Source organism: Comamonas sp. 14P8.1.4, assembly GCF_057799285.1.
In genome coordinates this window covers 41,777-62,549 of sequence record NZ_JBYOKN010000010.1, presented here as the reverse complement: position 1 = coordinate 62,549, position 20,773 = coordinate 41,777, and the positions used below count along the sequence as shown (strand labels likewise).

The 20,773-nt window shown below is 60.1% G+C and carries 14 protein-coding genes; 7 read left to right on the top strand and 7 right to left on the bottom strand.

The features are described 5' to 3' along the window. Positions 1-341 precede the first annotated feature (341 nt). Together AC27VO_RS13650 and cyoE are read left to right on the top strand one after the other, a co-directional pair. Positions 342-1,517, top strand: coding sequence for a COX15/CtaA family protein (locus tag AC27VO_RS13650; RefSeq protein WP_488667266.1), 1,176 nt, complete (start codon positions 342-344; stop codon positions 1,515-1,517). Then, entirely contained in the window at positions 1,514-2,416 is a 903-nt protein-coding gene (gene cyoE, locus AC27VO_RS13645; RefSeq protein WP_488667265.1) for a heme o synthase, read from the top strand. The genes AC27VO_RS13650 and cyoE overlap by 4 nt, the downstream gene beginning before the upstream one ends. A 130-nt stretch (positions 2,417-2,546) precedes the next feature. Here the strand turns inward: cyoE and AC27VO_RS13640 are convergent, their stop codons facing one another. From AC27VO_RS13640 to cyoA, 5 genes are all read right to left on the bottom strand, one after another. Beyond that, complete coding sequence (locus tag AC27VO_RS13640) at positions 2,547-3,323, bottom strand: SURF1 family protein (RefSeq protein WP_488667264.1); 777 nt, start codon at positions 3,321-3,323, stop codon at positions 2,547-2,549. Beyond that, positions 3,323-3,820, bottom strand: coding sequence for a cytochrome o ubiquinol oxidase subunit IV (gene cyoD / locus AC27VO_RS13635; protein ID WP_488667263.1), 498 nt, complete (start codon positions 3,818-3,820; stop codon positions 3,323-3,325). The genes AC27VO_RS13640 and cyoD overlap by 1 nt, the downstream gene beginning before the upstream one ends. Beyond that, the gene (cyoC, locus tag AC27VO_RS13630; RefSeq protein ID WP_488667262.1) at positions 3,821-4,435 is read right to left on the bottom strand and encodes a cytochrome o ubiquinol oxidase subunit III; all 615 of its coding nucleotides are present in this window, start codon (positions 4,433-4,435) and stop codon (positions 3,821-3,823) included. Next, the gene (cyoB, locus tag AC27VO_RS13625; protein ID WP_488667261.1) at positions 4,428-6,434 is read right to left on the bottom strand and encodes a cytochrome o ubiquinol oxidase subunit I; all 2,007 of its coding nucleotides are present in this window, start codon (positions 6,432-6,434) and stop codon (positions 4,428-4,430) included. Before cyoB ends, cyoC begins: the two co-directional genes overlap by 8 nt. Positions 6,435-6,496: 62 nt before the next feature. After that, positions 6,497-7,531, bottom strand: coding sequence for a ubiquinol oxidase subunit II (cyoA, locus tag AC27VO_RS13620; protein ID WP_488667260.1), 1,035 nt, complete (start codon positions 7,529-7,531; stop codon positions 6,497-6,499). A 424-nt stretch (positions 7,532-7,955) separates the two neighbouring features. On the opposite strand from cyoA, the gene AC27VO_RS13615 reads away from it, so the two are divergent. From AC27VO_RS13615 to AC27VO_RS13595, 5 genes are all read left to right on the top strand, one after another. Next, positions 7,956-9,296: an MFS transporter gene (locus AC27VO_RS13615; RefSeq protein WP_488667259.1), complete on the top strand. Its 1,341-nt coding sequence runs from the start codon at positions 7,956-7,958 to the stop codon at positions 9,294-9,296. A 160-nt stretch (positions 9,297-9,456) separates the two neighbouring features. Then, on the top strand, positions 9,457-15,390 hold the full coding sequence (gene uvrA / locus AC27VO_RS13610; RefSeq protein ID WP_488667258.1) for an excinuclease ABC subunit UvrA: 5,934 nt from the start codon (positions 9,457-9,459) through the stop codon (positions 15,388-15,390). A 232-nt stretch (positions 15,391-15,622) separates the two neighbouring features. After that, a complete protein-coding gene (locus AC27VO_RS13605) occupies positions 15,623-16,120 on the top strand; it encodes a DUF2325 domain-containing protein (protein WP_488667257.1) in 498 nt (165 codons plus the stop codon). A gap of 39 nt (positions 16,121-16,159) precedes the next feature. Further along, the gene (locus tag AC27VO_RS13600; RefSeq protein WP_488667256.1) at positions 16,160-16,786 is read left to right on the top strand and encodes a superoxide dismutase; all 627 of its coding nucleotides are present in this window, start codon (positions 16,160-16,162) and stop codon (positions 16,784-16,786) included. 149 nt (positions 16,787-16,935) lie between these two features. Then, complete coding sequence (locus tag AC27VO_RS13595; protein ID WP_488667255.1) at positions 16,936-17,928, top strand: Bug family tripartite tricarboxylate transporter substrate binding protein; 993 nt, start codon at positions 16,936-16,938, stop codon at positions 17,926-17,928. Positions 17,929-18,066: 138 nt separating this feature from the next. Here the strand turns inward: AC27VO_RS13595 and AC27VO_RS13590 are convergent, their stop codons facing one another. Both AC27VO_RS13590 and AC27VO_RS13585 read right to left on the bottom strand, forming a co-directional pair. Continuing rightward, positions 18,067-18,861, bottom strand: a complete 795-nt coding sequence (locus AC27VO_RS13590) for an HAD-IIB family hydrolase (protein WP_488667254.1) — start codon at positions 18,859-18,861, stop codon at positions 18,067-18,069. Between the two features lie 168 nt (positions 18,862-19,029). Next, on the bottom strand, positions 19,030-20,658 hold the full coding sequence (locus tag AC27VO_RS13585; protein WP_488667253.1) for a peptide chain release factor 3: 1,629 nt from the start codon (positions 20,656-20,658) through the stop codon (positions 19,030-19,032). Between the last annotated feature and the right edge of the window lie 115 nt (positions 20,659-20,773).

Sequence of the window (20,773 nt, the reverse complement as noted above, 5' to 3'; positions counted from 1 at the left end):
TCTTTGACATCTAAGTGCTTGTTTTGCCTGCGCTAGCCGCTCATTTTTTATTCACAAGCCCTCATTGCGCTATACCAGCTTTCGCACCGCCGCCTGCAAAGCACAGGCGTGAAATATAGAATCTGCGCCAGATCAAGGTTTTGCCCGATAGGCGCTGAGAGGGCGCCGTGCAAATCTGTGGCCCTGTACCGGCCCAATGATCGCACCCGGCCACCCTGCACCAGACAAGGGGCCTTGCCCGCCACGCGGGCCTTTCGGAGACTTCCCCTCTGACAAGCCTGTGCGCACAGGGTTGCCAGATCTTCGTCGGACATGTTTCAGCCATTGCTTGAGGAGTGCTGATGGGCGAACAGCCTCTTTACGATTTAGCGCCGCTGCTTGAATTGATGGCCCTGGGCGCCGTGATCGCCCTGGCTCCCTTGCTGTGGGTGTGGCACCGCAACCGCGGTGCTGGATCTGCACGCCGCTTGCAGGCCTTGGGCCTGCTGACGCTGTTCCTGACCTTTGACCTGGTGATGTTTGGCGCCTTCACGCGCCTGACCGATTCGGGCCTGGGCTGCCCCGACTGGCCTGGCTGCTACGGCAACGCCAGCCCTTTCGGCGCCACGCACGAAATCGCCATGGCCGAAGCCGCCATGCCCACCGGCCCTGTTACCTTGAGCAAGGCCTGGGTAGAGATGATTCACCGCTACCTGGCCACCATGGTGGGCGTGCTGATCATCGCCCTGATGGTGCTGGCCTGGCGCGAGCACCGCAAAACCCCGCTGCATGGCGCGCGCCACCCTGCCTGGGCCACGTTCACGCTGTTCTGGGTGCTGGTACAAGGCGCGTTTGGCGCACTGACCGTCACCATGAAGCTGTTTCCAGCCATCGTCACCCTCCACCTGCTGGGCGGACTGTTCTTGCTGGTGCTGTTGTGCATTCAGGCTGTGGGCCACCAGCAGGCCGTGCTGCGCCAGCCACCTGCAGGTATTCCCGGGCCGCTGCGTGCCGCACTGTGGGCCGTATTCGGCCTGATGTTTGTGCAAGTCGCACTGGGCGGTTGGGTCAGCACCAATTACGCCGTGCTGGCATGTTCCAGCTTCCCCAGCTGCCAAGGCAGTTGGTGGCCAGAGATGAACTTTGGCCAAGGTTTTGAAATTTGGCGCCCACTGGGCCTGCTGTCTGACGGCAGCCACATCAGTTTTGCGGCGCTGACTGCTATCCACTACGTACACCGCCTGGCGGCCTACGTGGTGATCGCCGCCGTGGTGGCACTGGCCTTTGCCCTGCGCAAGCAGCCCGCGCTGGCCAGCCAGCGCAAGTGGCTGCTGGGCTTGATTGCCCTGCAATTTGCCACAGGCCTGTCCAACGTCGTGCTGGACTGGCCCATGGTGGCCGCCGTACTGCATACCGCGGGCGCTGCAGCCCTGGTCACCGTGGTGACCTGGGCCTTGGCCGCCACGCGTACCCACAGCGCCTTGGCGCTGCAAAAAGATCATGACGCGCCCCAGGGCGCACGGAGCGTTGCTGCATGAATGCACAAACTTTGAGTGAAACCCAAGGCTCTCGCTGGAGCCAGTTCTACGCACTGACCAAGCCCCGCGTGGTGCAGCTAATTGTGTTCTGCGCCCTGATTGGCATGGTGCTGGCCATTCCCGGTTTGCCCACCTTGGCACAGCTGGGTGAGATGGCAATTGCCTGTATCGGCATCTGGCTGGTGTCGGCCGCTGCGGCTGCATTCAACTGCCTGGTCGAGCGCCACATCGATGCACGCATGAAGCGCACCAGCTGGCGCCCCACGGCCAAGGGCGAGCTCTCGCCCCAGCAGGCACTGGCGTTCTCCGCCATCCTGTGCCTGACCGGTGCGGCCATCTTGCTGGCCTTCACCAATCCGCTGACCATGTGGCTGACACTGGCCACCTTCATTGGCTATGCGGTCATTTACACCGTCATCCTGAAGCCTGCCACGCCCCAAAACATTGTGATTGGTGGCGCCTCGGGGGCCATGCCCCCCGTGCTGGGCTGGGCTGCCATGACCGGCACTGTCGGCCCTGAGGCGCTGATTCTGTTCCTCATCATCTTCCTGTGGACACCCCCCCATTTCTGGGCCCTGGCGCTGTACCGTGTGGAAGACTACAAGAAGTCCGGCCTGCCCATGCTGCCTGTGACGCACGGCCCCAAATACACCCAGCTGCAAATCCTGCTGTACACGCTGGTGCTGTTTGCGGGCTGCTTGCTGCCCGTGATTTTTGGCATGAGCGGCTGGTTCTATCTGGTGGTGGCTGCAGCGCTGTGCCTGGGCTTTAGCTACTACGCGCTGCGCCTGTGGATGAACTACTCGGACGCGCTGGCCCGCAAGACCTTCCGTTTCTCGCTGATCCACCTGAGCGGCGTATTTGCGGCCCTGCTGATTGACCACTACATCGCGGGCTAAGAGAACCTCGTTAAAAACTGGCTGCAGCCCTTGTTGTACAAGCGCTGACAGCTATCAATAAAAAAGGCCGCTTCTGCGGCCTTTTTCTATGGTGAAGCACCCCAGGCATTACCTGCCTGTGCGCAGCCGCTCAGCGGCCCGCCTTGCGCTTCTCGTAGCGCATAACCAGCCATGCAGCACCCAACACCATCAGTGCCAGGCCATACCAGGTCAACGCGTACACCACATGGGTGTTGGTGAACTGGATCACCGTCAGCCCCGGGCGCGGCCAAGCCGTTGCCTCAGCCTGGCCAGGGATGCCCTGATCCAGAAAGAACGGCGCAGCATGCGCCAGGCCCTTGGACTGTGCAATCGCCTGCACATCGCGGGAATGCCAGCGGTCCTCCTCCGGGGCGTTCTCACGCATGAAACCGCCCTTGGGCTCGCTAAAGCGCAGCAACCCCACCACCGTGACCACATCTCCCGCCGCATCACGCGATGCCGCTGCAATGCGCTCGGCAAACGCCTTGCGCTGCGCGGTGGGCACATAGCCACGGTTGACCAGCAATTGCGTGCCATCGGCCTGCTGCAGCGGCGTCAGCAGCCAAAAGCCTGCCCCCAGCTCCGTCACCGCCTGGGTCAGCACGCTGCGCCCTTCCATCCACTGCCCCTGCGCCTGCACCGCCAGGTACTCGTGGCTGTCAGGCTGGACCTGGGGCCACGCCAGGGGTGCTGGTACGGCAACAGGCTGGCTGTGCACGCGCTCATTCACCCGTTCAATCAGATCCAGCTTCCAGGCACGGCGTTGTACCTGCCAGGTTCCCAGACTGATGAAAGCAAAAAAAAGGGCGATGCCCGCTAACGCGAGCACCGCCTTCGTGAAGGTGATGCGAGAGGGCTTGCGCCCCCCCGAGTTTGGCACCGTCATTAGTTGCTGCTGTGGCCGGTGTGTGCGGCTTCAGCAGGCTGTTCGGCCACAGGCGCCACCACTTCTGCAGCAGGAGCGGCTTCCACCACTGGTGCTGGAGCAGGTGCAACAGGCTGGCTCAGCGAAGGAATTTCCTTGTGCTCAGGCATCATGTTGGCGTTCATGTGGAACATCACCCAAAGCGTACCCGCCATAGTGATGATCACGAACACAATCGCGAAGATGGTGGACATCATGGTCCAGCCGCCTTGGATCTTGCCGTTCATGTGCAGGAAGTACACCATGTGCACCACCACTTGAACGGCTGCAAACAGCCCCAGCACCATCGCTGCGGTAGCGCGGTCTTGAATCACATCGGCCATCACCAACCAGAATGGAATCACGGTCAGGATAACGGCCAGGATGAAGCCCTTCACATAGTCACCCGAGGTGACATGCAGGTCATCATGCTCTTCGTGGTGGTCTCCATGACCCACGTGAATATCGTGTGCGCTCATTTACAGCACCCCCATCAGATACACAAAGGTGAACACGCCAATCCACACCACGTCCAAGAAGTGCCAGAACATGGACAGGCAGTTCAGTCGACGCACGTTGGCGTGGATCAGGCCCTTTTGCTTGATCTGCACCATCAGCACTACCAACCAAATCAGGCCGAAGCTCACGTGCAAGCCGTGGGTACCCACCAAGGTGAAGAAGGCAGAGCCGAATGCGCTGCTTTGGGGAGTCAGACCTTCGTGGACCAGGTGTGCGAACTCATAGAGTTCCACGCCCACGAAAGCCAGACCCAGCAGACCCGTGATGGCCAGCCAGCCCAAAGTGCCGTTCACATTCTTCTTTTGCTTTTGCAACATCGCCAGACCGAAGGTCAGCGAAGACAGCAGCAAGAAGGCTGTGTTCAGAGCCACCAGAGGCAGGCTGAACAATTCAGCGCCCGTGGGGCCACCTGCGTAGCTGCGACCCAGCACGCCATAGGTGGCGAACAGGGCTGCGAAGATGAGACAGTCGCTCATCAGGTACAGCCAGAAGCCCAGCGAGGTGCCGTTTTCTGGATGGGGTTCGTGCGCGGGATGGTACTCGCGCTGACCCGCTTGAATAGAAGTATTAGACATGGCGTGCGAGCTGTTCAGTACGAGCGTCTTCTGTCGCCTGCACTTCAGATGCAGGGATGTAGTAGTCGCGGTTGTAGTTGAAGGTGTGAATGATCGTGGCGATGATCACGCCAGCGAACGACACGATGGCCAACCACCAGATGTGCCAGATCAAGGCAAAGCCCAGCACCATGGCAATCATGGAGATCACAAAGCCAGCGCCTGTGTTCTTAGGCATGTGCAGGTCTTCAAAGCCCGATGTAGGACGTTGATAACCGTGCTTCTTCATATCCCACCATGCATCGACGTCGTGCACCACAGGTGTCTTGGCGAAGTTGTAGACGGGAGGAGGCGAAGAAGTTGCCCACTCCAGCGTACGGCCAGAACCCCAGGAGTCACCGGTGACATCACGGTTCTTATCGCGCTGCAAGAACGAAACGATCAACTGCAGGATGAAGGCACCGATACCGGCTGCAATGATGGCCACGCCCACGGCGGCGATCACAAACCAGATTTGCAGCGATTGATCGTCAAAGTGGTTCACACGACGTGTCACACCCATCAGACCCAGGATGTACAAAGGTGTGAACGCCACCCAGAAACCGACCAACCAGCACCAGAAGGACACCTTGCCCCAGAACTCATTGAGCTTGTAGCCGAATGCCTTGGGGAACCAGTAGTTGATACCAGCCAGCAGACCGAACACCACACCACCAATGATCACATTGTGGAAGTGAGCAATCAGGAACAGCGAGTTGTGCAGCACGAAGTCAGCAGGAGGAACGGCCAGCAACACGCCAGTCATACCGCCAATGGCGAAGGTGCACATGAAGCCCACAGTCCACAGCATAGGTGGCTTGAACTCAATGCGGCCCTTGTACATGGTGAACAACCAGTTGAAGATCTTCGCGCCCGTAGGAATCGAGATGATCATCGTGGTGATACCAAAGAAGGTATTAACTGCCGCGCCGGAGCCCATGGTGAAGAAGTGGTGCAGCCACACCAACCACGACAGCACAGTGATACACACGGTCGCATACACCATGGAGGTGTAGCCGAACAGGCGTTTCTTGGAGTAGGTTGCCACGATTTCGGAGAAGATACCGAACACTGGCAAGACCAAGATGTAGACCTCAGGGTGACCCCAGATCCAGATCAGATTCACGTACAGCATGGGGTTACCGCCCAGCTCATTCGTGAAGAAGTTGGTACCGAAGTAACGGTCCATGGACATCAGCACCAAAGCTGCAGTCAAGATCGGGAACGAAGCCACGATCAGCGCATTGGTACACAACGAAGTCCAGATGAACACAGGCATCTTCATCAGATTCATGCCAGGTGCACGCATCTTGATGATGGTGACGATCAGGTTAATACCCGACAGCGTCGTACCCACACCTGACAGCTGCAACGCCCAGATGTAGTAATCCAAGCCCACACCCGGATTCTGGTGCCCCAGGTTAGACAGTGCCAACCAGCCCGAAGTCGAGAACTCACCCAGGAACAACGACACCATCACCAGCACAGCGCCGGTAGCCGTCATCCAGAACGAGAAGTTGTTCAGGAAGGGGAAGGAAACGTCACGTGCACCGATTTGCAGTGGAACCACGTAGTTCATGAAACCCGTGACCAAAGGCATGGCCACAAAGAAAATCATGATCACGCCGTGCGCCGTGAAAATCTGGTCGTAGTGATGGGGAGGCAAATAACCCAAGTTATCGCCAAAGGCCATGGCCTGCTGGATACGCATCATCACCGCGTCAGCAAAGCCACGCAGCAGCATGACGATACCGAGGATGACATACATGATGCCGATCTTCTTGTGGTCGATCGAGCAAATCCAGTCACGCCACAGAGGCGCCCAGAGCTTGAACTTGGTCAGTGCGGCAAACACCACCAGACCGCCGAGCACCACGGCGAGAAAAGTCCACAACACGATGGGCTCATGCGCCATCGGTATGGAGTCCCAGGTGATCCGCCCAATGAGCGGATCATGGGGCATTGTTGTTGGTTCAGACATATCGAGTCTCTTGCTAAATGGCCGAAAAGCGGGCCGCAGCCTGCTTTCCTTCCGTCAACTGCTTACTGCTGTGCCAAAGAACGTTGGTCCATCAGGGCCACGACTTGGTCAGCGTTTTCGACAGAACACACATCTTCAGGCAGGTTCAAACCCACCGCCTTCATGTAGGCAGCGCCGCCAGCAGCGTCGATGGCCATCATGTGGTGCATGCACATTTTTCCTTCTTCCACGCATCGGTTCAGAACGCGGTCGTACAAGCCGTCTTGTACGGAGGAGAAGCGTGTCACGGGGTGACGTTCGCTAGGCTTGACCAGGTCCAAATAGCTGTCGCGGTTCAGCGGAGCATTGGTATCCTTGGCCTTTTGTACCCAGGCGTCAAAGCCTTCGTTGCTCAGGCCATGGAACTTGAAAGTCATGCCAGAGAAACCAGCACCGCTGTAGTGCGAGTTCAAGCCCTTGAAGACGCCTTCGCGGTTGATCACGGCATTCAACTCGGTCTGCATGCCAGGCATGGCATAGATCATGCCGGCCAGATCAGGCACGTAGAACGCGCTCATGGTGTGTGTCGAGGTCAACGAGAAGTGAATCGGACGATCCACAGGCGCGGCCAGCTCATTCACCGTCGCAATACCTTGCTCGGGATAAATGAACATCCATTTCCAGTCCATGGCAACGACTTGCACTTCCAGGGGCTTCACGTTGGCATCCAACGCTTTGCTCTCGGAGATACGGTCCAGCGGACGGTAAGGGTCGAGCTTGTGAGTGCCGATCCATGTCAGAGCGCCAAGCGCAATGATGATGATCAGCGGCACACTCCAGATGACCAGCTCAAGAGCGGTCGAGTGGTGCCACTCGGGGTCATACTCGGCTTCGGTATTCGACTGGCGATACTTCCAGGCGAACAACAGAGTCAGCAGAATCACGGGAACGATGATGATCAGCATCAACAAGGTGGCTGTAACCACCAAGTCGCCTTGCTGAGCAGCAATGTCCCCTGCGGGATTAAGCACGACAGCCTTGCTGCAACCGGTAAGGGTCGCAAGTAAAGCAGCCGCAGCGAGCCAGGCTGGCCCGCGGGTTTCCGTGGATGTAGGCATGCTGTTAACGCGAAAAAACGCGCGTTGTTAGGTGTAAACGCGGATTACTAAACCAGCTGAATTTACTCTTCTCCCCCATCTTCTTCCTGCCCCCCACTGGTCAACGCAGTGCCGCGTGATGTCTTTACGTAGGAAAGTACCCCCCCAAACTGTCAATAGACCTCCATCAAAGAATGTCTAAATCCTTGATTTTTCAGGACATACTGAAATAAGAAAAACCTCTTGATAAATGTCAAGTGGACCCCCATATCGGGGCATTCCAGCCACAGTGAACACCACGCTTTAACCGTGGTCTTTGCTACTTTTATGTAGCTCAGACATCCCAACAAACCCTTTTCCTACAGCGCAGACGGATAAATCACGCTTGTTGACATCCATCAAGCCGCGTACAAGTGGTGCATTGTTTTCGAGGAGGCATGCACCTATGAATGGCTTTGCACACACCCACAACCCCATGGGCGCCGGTTCTGTGAACCCGCAACAGGCAGAGGCAAAACACCGCGAAAACATCACCCCCGGTGAGATCGCCGCTGGCGTCATCATTGGCCGAGCCTCGGAGTACTTTGACTTCTTTGTCTTCGGCATTGCCTGTGTGTTGGTGTTTCCCTATGTGTATTTCCCCTTCCTTTCCACACTGGAAGGCATGCTGGCGGCATTTGCCGTCTTCGCGCTGGCATTCATTGCGCGACCGATCGGCACCCTGCTCGGCATGGAAATACAGCGCCGCTGGAGCATGGCCGCCAAGCTCACCATTGCGCTGTTTCTGCTCGGCAGTGCAACCGTGGGCATTGCACTGCTTCCCAGCTACGAAAGCATTGGCCCTCAAGCCATCTGGTGGTTGGTCGGCCTGCGGATCGCGCAGGGACTGGCCGTCGGTGGCTCGTGGGAAGGCCTGCCCTCTCTGCTGGCGCTGAACGCACCCAAGGAAAAACGCGGCTGGTGGGCCATGATTGGCCAGTTGGGCGCCCCCATCGGGTTCGTGGTGGCCGCTTCAGTCTTTGCGTACATCTACAACCAACTGCCCCATGACGAGTTCATCAGTTGGGGCTGGCGCTATCCCTTCTGCGTCGCTTTTGCGATCAATGTGGTGGCACTGTTTGCCCGCCTGCGTCTGGTGGCTGACGAGGAATACACCAACCAGTTCAAAAACATGGAGCTGACCCCTTCCGCACCCTTTGAGATGTCACGCAGCGGCGAAGGCCGCAATGTGCTGCTCGGTGCCTTGGCGGCGCTGGCCAGTTTTGCCTTGTTCCACCTGGTCACGGTATTCCCTCTGTCGTGGATGACCCTCTACGGCGACGCATCGGTTACGCAAATCCTGTGGATGCAGGTGCTGGGCGCACTGCTGGCATGTGGCGCCATCGTGTTGTCTGGCTGGATGGCGGACAAATTTGGGCGACGCAACACCCTGGGCTCCATGGCCGTCTTGATTGGTTTGTTCAGCTTTGCCGCGCCCATGTTGCTCAACGGTGGCACGGCCGGACAAAACATGTTCATCTTGATTGGCTTTGTCTTGCTCGGCCTGTCCTACGGTCAATCCTCCGGCACTGTCACGGCCAACTTCTCGCGCAAATACCGCTTTGTCGGCGCGGCTTACTCTGCGGACGTCGCTTGGCTGCTGGGTGCCGCATTCGCGCCCTTGGTCGCCTTGTTCCTCTCCTCCAAGTTCGGCCCCATCGCAGTAGGGGCGTATTTGCTGTCGGGCTCTCTATGTACCTTGCTGGCACTGGGACTCAACCGCGCGCTGGAGAGCAAGCGCAAGTAAATCGGCCCACGCCACCTGCACACAAAGGGCTTGCCTGCAAAGGCAAGCCCTTTGTACTTTTGGCCCACAACTGCATGTGCTTTTGCCGCTTTTTCCGACCAACGGCACCACCCTGCCTAGAATGATTGGCCGCTTTGTTTTCGCTCACTCCCTGCACACCATGACCCAAGGCCAAATTCGCATCCGTGGCGCACGCCAGCACAACCTCCAGAACGTGGACTTGGACATTCGCACGGGTGAACTCACCGTGGTCACCGGCCCCAGTGGTTCCGGCAAGTCGAGCCTGGTGTTTGACACGCTGTTTGCCGAAGGGCAGCGCCGCTATGTCGAAACCTTCAGCGCTTATGCGCGCCAGTTTCTGGATCGCATGGACAAGCCCGCAGTCGACCGCGTAGAAGGTGTGCCTCCCGCCATTGCCATCGACCAGACCAACCCGGTACGCAATTCCCGCTCTACCGTGGGCACGATGACGGAGCTGAACGACCACCTCAAGCTGCTGTTTGCGCGCGCGGCCCATTTGTTTGACCAGCAAACCACGCTGCCGGTGCAGCACGACACCAATGAAACGATTTTTGCAGCGCTGCAGCAGCGTTGCGAGGCCGCAGGCGACCCGCGCATTGCGCTGACCTTCCCAGTGGAGCTGCCGGCCAACACCACGCAAGAAGAAGTCGAACAATGGCTGTCTGCTAGCGGCTTTACCAAGGTACAGGCCGAACGCGAGGTCGACAAAGAGCGCCCTGCGACCGAAGTCCCCGCCAAAGGCAAAAAAGCCAAAGCGGCAGCGCCCGAGAAAGTCAAAGTGCTGGACGTGGTGGCCGACCGCTTCCGCTTCAGCCGCGTGGAGCGCGCCCGCGCCATGGAGGCGATTGATGTCGCCCTCAAACGTGGCGACGGCCATGTCACTGTGTATGTGATGCCCGAGGAGAGCGAGACGTTCACCTGGAAGTTCTCTCAGGGCCTGCACTGCCCCGAAAGCAACCTCAGCTACACAGCGCCCATGCCTTCGCTGTTCTCGTTCAACTCGGCCGTGGGCGCGTGCGAGGCCTGCCGCGGCTTTGGCCGCGTGATTGGTGTGGACTGGGGCTTGGTCATTCCGAATGACAAACTCACACTGCGCACCGGTGCCATCAAACCCATTCAAACGCCCGGCTGGAAAGAGATCCAGGACGACCTGATGCGCCACGCCGAGGCCGAAGGCATTCCGCGCGACATTGCCTGGAGCAAGCTGACCACCGAGCAAAAGCACTGGGTGATTGAAGGCTCACCGCTATGGAAAGGCACGTGGAACAAGCAGTGGTACGGCATTCGCCGCTTCTTTGAATACCTGGAAACCAAAACCTACAAGATGCACATCCGCGTGTTGCTGTCCAAGTACCGCAGCTACACGGAATGCCCCACCTGCGCGGGCGCCCGCCTGAAAACCGAAAGCCTGCTGTGGCGCATTGGCAGCAAGGCGCAAGCCGATGCGGTGCTGCCCCCAGCCCAGCGCTTTCTGCCCCAAGGCGTGGCATGGAGCCGTGCCGAGCTGGAGGCCCTGCCCGGCCTGTGCCTGCATGATTTGATGCGCTTGCCGATTACGCGGCTGCGCAGCTTTTTTGACAGCCTGAATCTGGCCAACGCCACCGGCTTGGCCGAGGGCGAGTACCAAGCCCTCAAACTGCTGAACGAAGAAATCGGTACGCGTCTGAAATACCTCGTCGACGTGGGCATTGGCTACCTCACGCTCGACCGCCAAAGCCGCACGCTGTCGGGCGGTGAGGTGCAGCGCATCAATCTGACCACGGCCTTGGGCACCTCTCTGGTGAACACGCTGTTTGTGCTGGACGAACCCAGCATTGGCCTGCACCCGCGCGACATGGAGCGCATCACCCAGGCCATGCACCGCCTGCGCGATGCGGGTAACACGCTGGTGGTGGTGGAGCACGACCCCGCTGTGATGTTTGCCGCCGACCGCATGATCGACATGGGCCCAGGCCCCGGCGCCAAAGGCGGCCAGATTGTGTTTGACGGCACCACCGAAGAGCTCAAGCACGCCGACACGCTGACTGGCGCGTACCTGGGCGGGCGCAAGCAAGTGGGTTTTGGCCTCAAACGCATGGTCACCGACAGCACGCCGCGCCTGATTCTGGAAGGCGCGCGCCAGCACAATCTGCAAAACCTGAATGTCGACTTTCCACTGCAGCGCCTGGTCACCATCACCGGCGTTTCCGGCTCCGGCAAGTCCTCGCTGATTCAGGACATTCTGGCCCCGGCCCTGATGCGTCACTTTGGCAAGCCCACGGACAGCCCCGGTGCATTTGACCGCCTGCTGGGCGCCGATCATCTGGCCGATGTGGTGTTTGTGGACCAGTCCCCCATTGGCAAAACCGCACGCTCCAACCCCGTGTCATACGTCGGTGCGTGGGACAGCATTCGCGAGCTGTTTGCCCTCGCGCCCCTGTCCGCGCAGCGTGGCTACACGGCCAGCAAATTCAGCTTCAACAGCGGTGACGGCCGCTGCCCCACCTGCGGAGGTTCTGGCTTTGAACACGTGGAGATGCAATTTCTCTCCGACGTCTACCTGCGCTGTCCCGATTGCAGCGGCAGCCGCTACCGCGCCGAGATTCTGGAAATCACCATTGAGCGCGATGGCCGCGCGTTGAATGTCAGTGATGTGCTGGAGCTGACCGTGGCCGAAGCCGCCATGCTGTTCGCCAGCGACAAAGACGTGATCCGCGCGCTGCAACCCATCGTCGATGTGGGCTTGGAATACGTAAAGCTGGGCCAGCCCGTGCCCACGCTCTCTGGGGGTGAAGCCCAGCGCTTGAAGCTCGCAGGGTTCCTCGCGGAAGCGGCCAAAACCGCCTCCAAATCCAAACAAAAAATCGCGCGTAAGGGCACGCTGTTTTTGTTTGACGAGCCCACCACCGGCCTGCACTTTGAAGATATTGCCAAGCTGATGCGCGCGCTGCGCAAGCTGCTGGAAGCGGGCAACAGCCTGATCGTGATTGAGCACAACCTCGACGTGATCCGCGCCAGCGACTGGTTGATTGACCTCGGCCCCGAGGGTGGCGATGGCGGCGGCTTCATCGTTGCCCAAGGCACGCCCGAGGACGTGCGACAAGTCAAAGGCTCTCACACCGCGCAAGCGCTGCGTGAATACGACCTGGCCATGGGGGTTGGCGGGCAGTTGGTGGAAGAAGTCGCTCCCATGCTCTACAAAAAAGAGCTGTCAGCGCCCGCCCGCAAAGCGCCTGCTACCAAAAATGCCATTGAAATTGTGAACGCCCGTGAACACAACTTGAAGGGACTGAGCGTGGACATTCCGCGCGGCAAGTTCAACGTAGTGACGGGCGTTTCTGGCTCCGGCAAATCCACGCTGGCGTTTGATATTTTGTTCAACGAAGGCCAGCGCCGTTACCTCGAATCGCTGAACGCCTATGCGCGCTCCATCGTTCAGCCCGCGGGCCGTCCGGAAGTGGATGCCGTGTGGGGCATTCCGCCCACCGTGGCGATTGAGCAGCGCCTGTCGCGCGGCGGGCGCAAGTCCACCGTGGGCACCACCACCGAAGTCTGGCACTTCCTGCGCCTGCTGTACGTCAAGCTGGGCACGCAACACTGTGTGCACGACGGCGCTGCGGTAGAGCCACAAACGCCCGAACGCATTGCGGCGCAACTGCTCAGCCAGTTCAAAGGGCAGCACATCGGCCTGCTGGCTCCGCTGGTGGTGCACCGCAAGGGCGTGTACACCGAGCTGGCCGACTGGGCACGCCCCAAGGGCTACACGCACCTGCGCGTGGATGGTGCTTTCTTGCCCACCACCGGCTTCCCGCGTCTGGATCGCTTCAAGGAACACACGATTGAGCTGCCCGTGGCCAGCGTCAAGGTGACGGCGGCGAACGAGAAAGAACTCCGCGCTCAACTCACCAAAACGCTGGAAATTGGCAAAGGCGTGGTGCATGTGCTGTCGGGCATCGACAACCTTGAGGCCGCCATTGGCGCACCCGACCAAGGCTTGGGCGTGGGCACGCTGCAAGTCTTCTCCACCCAGCGCGCCTGCCCGATCTGCGCCACCAGCTATAGCGAGCTGGAGCCCAGCCTGTTCAGCTACAACAGCAAGCACGGCTGGTGCCCAGACTGCGTGGGCACGGGCGTGAAACTGACCAAAGACCAGCGCAAGGTGTACGACGACAGCACCTTGGCCGAAGACAACCGGGGCCGCGAGCTGACGCTGACTGCCAACGAGGTCGAAGACCTCGAAGAATGCACCTGCCCCAGCTGTCAGGGCACACGCCTGAACGCGCGAGCACGCGCAGTGAGCTTCCACGGCCAGAGCATTACGCAACTGGCACAAATGTCGGTGAGTGCACTGCGCCAGTGGTTCCAGAACCTCAGCACCACCGGCCGCGAAACCGATATTGCCCGCGACCTGCTGCCCGAAATTCTGGGCCGTCTGGAGTTCTTGGAAGAAGTCGGCCTGAACTACCTGACACTCGACCGTGGCGCGCCCACATTGAGTGGAGGTGAAGCCCAGCGCATTCGCTTGGCCGCCCAGCTGGGCAGCAATCTGCAGGGCGTGTGCTATGTGCTGGACGAGCCCACCATCGGCCTGCACGCACGCGACAACCACATCCTGCTCAACGCCCTGCACAAGCTGGGCGACAAGGGCAACACGCTGGTGGTGGTGGAGCACGATGAAGACACCATCCGCCGTGCCGACCATGTGATCGACATCGGCCCCAGCGCAGGCAAGCGTGGTGGCCACCTGGTGGCCCAAGGCACGCCGGCGGACATCATGGCCGCCGAGGATTCGCAAACCGGCCGCTACCTGCTGCACGCCATGCGCCACCCCTACCAAGCCCGTCGTGCGGTGCATGGGGGAGACGATGCTGATGCTATTCAAACAGAAGCTACTAGTGTAGGTGCAGCCAGCGCAAAACCCAAAAAATGCACCAAAAAGCAAATCGCTGCCGATGCGGCTGCCGCACTGGCTGCCGACAGCGCTGCGCTGAATGCGGAGCTACAGCAGCCCACCAGCAAGGCCACCGGTCCGCTGCAATGGCTGGTAGTGAACGGCGCCAACTTGCACAACCTGCAAGACATTGAAGCCAGCGTGCCGCTCAAGCGCTTGGTGGCCATCACGGGGGTGTCCGGCTCCGGCAAATCCACGCTGGCGCGCGATGTGCTGCTGACCAATGTGGCCAACCTTGTCAGCCAGCGCAGCACCAAGGCGGGCCGCGAGGCCGCTGAAGCCGGCAAGACACCCGCACTGGTGGGCTGCGAAGCCATCTGGGGCACCGAAGTGATTGACCGCGTGCTGGAAGTGGACCAGACGCCGATTGGCAAAACGCCGCGTTCCTGCCCCGCCACCTACATCGGTTTTTGGGACACCATCCGCAAGCTGTTTGCAGACACTTTGGAGGCCAAGGCCCGTGGTTACGGCGCTGGGCGCTTCAGTTTTAACACCGGCGAAGGCCGCTGCCCCGCCTGCGAAGGCCAAGGCATGCGTACCATCGAGATGAGCTTTTTGCCCGATGTGAAAGTGCCTTGCGAAACCTGCCACGGCGCACGTTTCAACCCCGAGACGCTGGCCGTGACTTGGCGCGGCAAAAGCATTGGCGATGTGCTGCAGATGGAAGTGGACGAGGCAGTGGAATTCTTCGCCTCCATGCCGTCGATTGCACACCCACTGCAGCTGCTTAAAGATGTGGGCTTGGGCTATCTAACACTGGGCCAGCCCTCCCCCACCTTGAGCGGCGGCGAGGCCCAGCGCATCAAGCTGGTGACCGAGCTGACCAAAGTGCGCGATGACATTACCAAGCGCGGCAATAAAACGCCGCACACGTTGTATGTGCTGGACGAGCCCACCGTGGGCCTGCACATGGCCGACGTGGACAAGCTGATTCGCGTGCTGCACCGCTTGGTGGACGGCGGCCACAGCGTGATCGTGATCGAGCACGATCTGGATGTGATTGCCGAAGCCGACTGGATCATTGACCTGGGCCCCGAAGGCGGCACCGGCGGTGGCCAGATCGTGGCGGCAGGCACGCCCGAGGAGGTGGTGGCCCTTGGCACCCACACCGGCTTGGCCATTGCGCCCGTGCTGGCACGCTAAGCCGGGCACCGCGCTCCCCCTCCAGCCGAACCCTCACAGGTTCGGTTTTTTTTTCGCCCATCCACCCTGCTGGCAGCGCCCCGCTAAACCCTTTGCAGATTACGACATTGCCTTGCATATTGAATAAAAATAATTCTCATTTAATACTTGCAACATCCACACTCCCATCCCATCCGGACTGCTTGCTTTGTTTCCCTTGCCTGCTCAGGCCCCACATGGAGGTGCACCAACCATGTTTCAGACATCCGACCTCGCTGACCTTGCCGCCCATGAACACTGTGCGCTCATGCGTCTGTATGCAGAAACGCAGACGCGCTGCAGCGCGCACATCAGCGAACAGCACCGCCACATCGAGCAGCTGCAGGCCACCATTTTTCAACTGCGTGCACAAGCCGTGATCCGCGAGACGGCGCTGTGCTGGGAACGGGAAACCCGGCTGGCCCTGCAAGCACAGCTGGCACCTTGGTACGCCGCCCAGTCACCGCACCAGATCGCCACCGCTTCGGATGCCCAGACTTTGGCCGCCGATACCGCCAGCCAGCGCACCACGGAGTTGCTGATTTGCCAGACAGGCTGTGTCCTGGATGGCGACCACTGGCGCGATAACGACCAATGCAAGCGCACCGGAAAACCCTGTTTGCTGGCAGCACAGCCGCCGGCACTGGACCTGCTGCACGCACCACACCAACCTAGCCAGGCCACGGAGCCCAGCCACGAAGATGCGGCCTGAAGCCGTACATGCTCTTTTCTCCACTACAGGAAACCTTCGATGGCTTACTCCCTGCCCGCCTTGCCCTACGCGTACACCGCGCTCGAACCCCATATCGACGCCCAGACCATGGAGATCCACTACACCAAGCACCACCAGACGTACGTCAACAACCTGAACGCCGCGCTGGAAGGCACACAGTGGATGGACATGCCGCTGCCAGAACTACTGGCCCAGTTCCAGACACTTCCTGAACAGCTGCGCGCGGCGGTGCGCAACAACGGCGGTGGCCATGCCAACCACAGCCTGTTCTGGAGCGTGATGTCCCCCACCGGTGGCGGTCAGCCTACTGGTGCTTTGGCCACTGCCATCGACCGCGATCTCGGTGGTTTTGAAGCCTTCCAGAAAGCCTTTACCCAAGCAGCGCTGACCCGCTTTGGCAGCGGCTGGGCCTGGTTGGCGGTGGATACACAGGGCAGGCTGCATGTGGAAAGCAGCGCCAACCAGGACAGCCCCTGGATGACGGACATTGCATCGGGCCACACGCCGATCCTGGGGCTGGACGTGTGGGAACACGCGTACTACCTGCACTACCAGAACCGCCGCCCTGAATACATCCAGGCCTTCTACCGTGTCATTGACTGGCCGGAAGTAGCCCGCCGCTTTGCGGCGGCAACCACTGGCTGACACCTGCGCGACAGACGGCAAGGGATTGCCCCAGTGGCTGTCCCGGCCTTGGTTTCTATATTTGAAATGTCGTCATTCATACATTGATGGCGACATTTATAAAACGGCAGTACCGCTGCCTGAGAAACCAAGAAACCGGAGACACCCCTATGGCCCAGCGCACCCCCTCCTGCCGCCACAGCAGCCTGACCACGGTACTGGCCCTGTCCACCCTGCTGGCAGCTGGCTACAGCCATGCACAGGGCAGCACGGCACCATGGCCCACCAAGGCCATCAAAGTCACAGTGCCCTACACGCCAGGCGGCTCCACCGACATCGTTAGCCGCACGGTGTTTGATGCCGTCAGCAAGCGCCTGGGGCAGCCCGTCATCATTGAAAACAAACCCGGCGCCAACAGCACCATCGGCGTCGCGCAAATGGCCCGCACGCCCGCCGATGGCTACAACTTTGTCAGCGTGCTGGCGGCCTACACGGTCAATATGTCGCTGTACAAAAAGCTGCCCTACAAACCCAGTGATTTTGTGGCGGTAAGCCACGTGGCCGATCTGCCGATGTTCTTGTTTACCTCGAACAAACTGCCCGTCAAAAACGCCAAGGAACTGGCGGAGTACGGTCAAAAACACCCCCTGAATTACGCCTCCAGCGGCACTGGCGCCAGCGCCCACATGATTGGTGCGCGCTTTGCCCAGGAGAACCAGCTCAACGCCCAACACGTACCCTACAACGGCAGCGCCCCCATCCTGGCGGACCTGATGAGCGGCCAGGTCGACATGCTGTTTGACCCCGCGCTGGTTCCCATGCCCCACGCCAAGAACGGCAAGATCAAGGTGCTGGCCGTGGCCTCCAAGCAGCGCTGGCCCGGTGAACCCCAGATCCCCACCATGGAAGAATCTGGCTTCCCCGGCTTTGTGATGAATTCGTGGGTGGGTGTGCTGGCGCCCAAGGGTACGGCCCAACCCATCGTCGACAAGCTGTCCAAGACCATTGCCGAAGCCGTGCAATCCCCCGAGGTCAAGGACAAGCTGACCCAGCTGGGCTTTGGCGCCGTGGGCAGCGATCCCGCAGCGTTTCAGCAACTGATCGAGCAGGACTCCGCCATGTACAAAGGCGTGATCGACAAAGCCCAGGTCAGCATTGACTGAGCCAGCGCTGCCAGCTACAAAAAAGCCCAAGGCATTCACCTTGGGCTTTTTATTCATCTATTCATAGCTGCTAGCGCTTATCAGGCAAGGGCTAGAGGCTTATTTGAATCATATTTACCAGCGTCACATTCTGCCGGTTCAGCGCCCTAGCAAATGCGCCGCCAGCTGCACGAAACCATCACCACGCTCGGCCTGCGTGACGTAGCGCGGCAGGTGCTGCAGCTGCGGTACAAAGCGCGCGATGTTGGCGACGCCCACGCTCAAGGGCACGTTCTGGAACATGAGCTGGTCATTGGTCGAATCGCCAATGTAGACCCATTGGCCCAGCGTGGCGTCCAGATCGATGTCGAACAGCTCACGCACAATCCAGCGCGCGCCTTCGAGCTTGTTGTGGTCACCAAACCAGCCGTTGATGTGGATGGAACTGACGGTGGCATTCATGCCCGCCGCCTTCATGATGGCCACGCACTGGTCAATCTGCGCTTGGGGCATGGTGGTGAACTCGCTGTGGTCCACAGCGATGTCGCACTCGCGGCCATGCGAGTCGGTGGCGCGCTGCGCGCCGGGCACTTGCTGCTCAATCTGCGCCAGCACTTCCTGCATCTTGGCAAAGTTGTGCACACGCGTGTCGTCGTCTTGTTGGTAGAGCTTGTCCAGACCGCCTTCGGCATTGCGGCGCAGCGCCACCGCACCGTTTTCGGCCACGATGGCATTCACCGGCCAGGACCGAGCAAACGGCACGCTCCAACCCACCGGGCGGCCTGTGATCGGCACCACTTTCAAGCCCGCATCTTGCAAGCGGCCAATGGCGGCCACCACATGCTCAGGCACCACGCCATCGGTGGTCAGGGTGTCATCGATATCGGTCAGAACGCCCAGCAAGTTCGTGGGCACAGGCAATTCGGACAGGGGACGCAGGAAATCTTGGCTCACAACACACTCTCAAAAACAAACCCGTGCCAAGCACGGGTGAGACGATCACTCTGCCGCGTTGGGCAGATCGGTCAGCGAAGCGGTGCAGACGCGACGCACTGGCGAAGGCAGTAGCAGCGCTACGACAAGCCAGTGCAACAACGTCTGCAGGCCGATATGCGCAACGATTTAGTTGGCGGAACCCAACGCCAGGCCCGCATGCTCCCGCAGCGGATGGAAATGGATCTTGGGGAAACGCTCCTGCGCCAGGCGCACGTCGTACGGGCTGGTACACAGATAGGCCAAGGTATCGGCCGCATCGTGCGCCAAGCGCATGGGGTATGCATTTTCAAACTCGCGCAACTCGGCGGGGGTGTCTGCCGTGATCCAGCGCGCGCCGGTGTACTGGCAGCCTTCCAGGCGCACATCGCAGTCGTACTCGGTCTTCAGGCGGTGCTGCACCACTTCAAACTGCAACTGACCGACGGCGCCCAGCAACATATTGCCGCCGACATCGGGTTTGAACACCTGGATCGCGCCTTCTTCGCCCAGCTGCATCAGACCTTGCTGCAGCTGCTTGGTGCGCAGCGGGTTCTTCAAGACCACGGTCATGAACATTTCGGGCGCAAAGAAGGGCAGGCCGGTGAACTGCAGGCTGGGGCCATCGGTGATCGAATCACCCAGCTGCACACCACCGTGGATGGTGAAACCGATGATGTCGCCCGCGTAGGCTTCGTCCACCGCTTCACGGCGTTGCGACATGAAGGTCACCACCGAGGTGGGGCGCAGTTCCTTGCCGGTGCGCTGCACCTTCATCTTCATACCGGGGGTGTACTTGCCGCTGGCCACACGCACGAACGCAATGCGGTCGCGGTGGTTGCTGTCCATATTGGCTTGCACCTTGAACACCACGCCCGAGAAGCCCTTGTCCTCAGGGTGCACCACTTTTTCTTCGCGGTTGCGGTTCACTTCCACAAAGGCCGTGCGTGGGCCGGGTGGAGGCGACATGTCGACCACCGCATCCAGCACTTCCATCACACCGAAGTTGTTCACACCGGAGCCGAAGAACACGGGCGTCAGCTTGCCGGCCAGGAAATCTTCGTGGTTCCATTCAGCGGAAGCGCCCACAGCCAGTTCCATCGACTCCAGCGCATCGTCAAAGGCCTTGCCAAAACGGGCACGTAGCTTGTCGGCTTCGGTCAGGGGGATGACTTCAAAATCCTTGGGGCCCCGGTCGCTGCCGGGGGCGAACACCGTCATACTCTGCGTGCGCAGATTGATGATGCCGCCGAACAGCTTGCCCTGGCCCACAGGCCAGGTGATGGGGCAGCAAGGCATGCCCAGCTCGCGCTCGACTTCGTCCATGATGTCCAGCGGGTCGCGCACTTCACGGTCAAACTTGTTGATGAACGAGATGATGGGCGTGTTGCGCTGGCGGCAAACCTCGATCAGGCGGCGGGTCTGCGATTCCACACCGTTGGCCGCATCAATCACCATCAGGGCCGAGTCCACGGCAGTCAGCACGCGGTAGGTGTCTTCCGAGAAGTCCTTGTGGCCGGGGGTGTCGAGCAGGTTGATCACGTGGTCGCGGTAGCTCATCTGCATCACCGACGATGCCACCGAGATACCACGCTGCTTTTCAATTTCCATCCAGTCGGACGTAGCGTGGCGCGAGGCCTTGCGGCCCTTCACGGCACCCGCAATCTGGATCGCTCCCGAGAACAGCAACAGCTTTTCGGTCAGCGTGGTCTTACCCGCATCCGGGTGAGAAATGATGGCAAAGGTGCGGCGGCGCCGTGTTTCTGGAGCGTATGACACTGGATGGGGACGGTTCTGTCGTGGCTGCTGCCACGCGTTGCGACAAAGGGCCGCACGCGCAGGTGCACAGCAGGCCGCTCAAGGTAAAGAGGGTCAATTTTAAGGGAAAGCACGA

Bases quoted from the DNA above. Each gene is read 5' to 3' on its own strand.
- cyoB (WP_488667261.1), bottom strand. From the start codon at position 6,434: ATGTCTGAACCAACAACAATGCCCCATGATCCGCTCATTGGGCGGATC.
- uvrA (WP_488667258.1), top strand. From the start codon at position 9,457: ATGACCCAAGGCCAAATTCGCATCCGTGGCGCACGCCAGCACAACCTC.
- cyoA (WP_488667260.1), bottom strand. From the start codon at position 7,531: ATGCCTACATCCACGGAAACCCGCGGGCCAGCCTGGCTCGCTGCGGCT.
- AC27VO_RS13605 (WP_488667257.1), top strand. From the start codon at position 15,623: ATGTTTCAGACATCCGACCTCGCTGACCTTGCCGCCCATGAACACTGT.
- cyoE (WP_488667265.1), top strand. From the start codon at position 1,514: ATGAATGCACAAACTTTGAGTGAAACCCAAGGCTCTCGCTGGAGCCAG.
- cyoD (WP_488667263.1), bottom strand. From the start codon at position 3,820: ATGAGCGCACACGATATTCACGTGGGTCATGGAGACCACCACGAAGAG.
- AC27VO_RS13650 (WP_488667266.1), top strand. From the start codon at position 342: ATGGGCGAACAGCCTCTTTACGATTTAGCGCCGCTGCTTGAATTGATG.
- AC27VO_RS13600 (WP_488667256.1), top strand. From the start codon at position 16,160: ATGGCTTACTCCCTGCCCGCCTTGCCCTACGCGTACACCGCGCTCGAA.
- cyoC (WP_488667262.1), bottom strand. From the start codon at position 4,435: ATGTCTAATACTTCTATTCAAGCGGGTCAGCGCGAGTACCATCCCGCG.
- AC27VO_RS13640 (WP_488667264.1), bottom strand. From the start codon at position 3,323: ATGACGGTGCCAAACTCGGGGGGGCGCAAGCCCTCTCGCATCACCTTC.
- AC27VO_RS13615 (WP_488667259.1), top strand. From the start codon at position 7,956: ATGAATGGCTTTGCACACACCCACAACCCCATGGGCGCCGGTTCTGTG.
- AC27VO_RS13595 (WP_488667255.1), top strand. From the start codon at position 16,936: ATGGCCCAGCGCACCCCCTCCTGCCGCCACAGCAGCCTGACCACGGTA.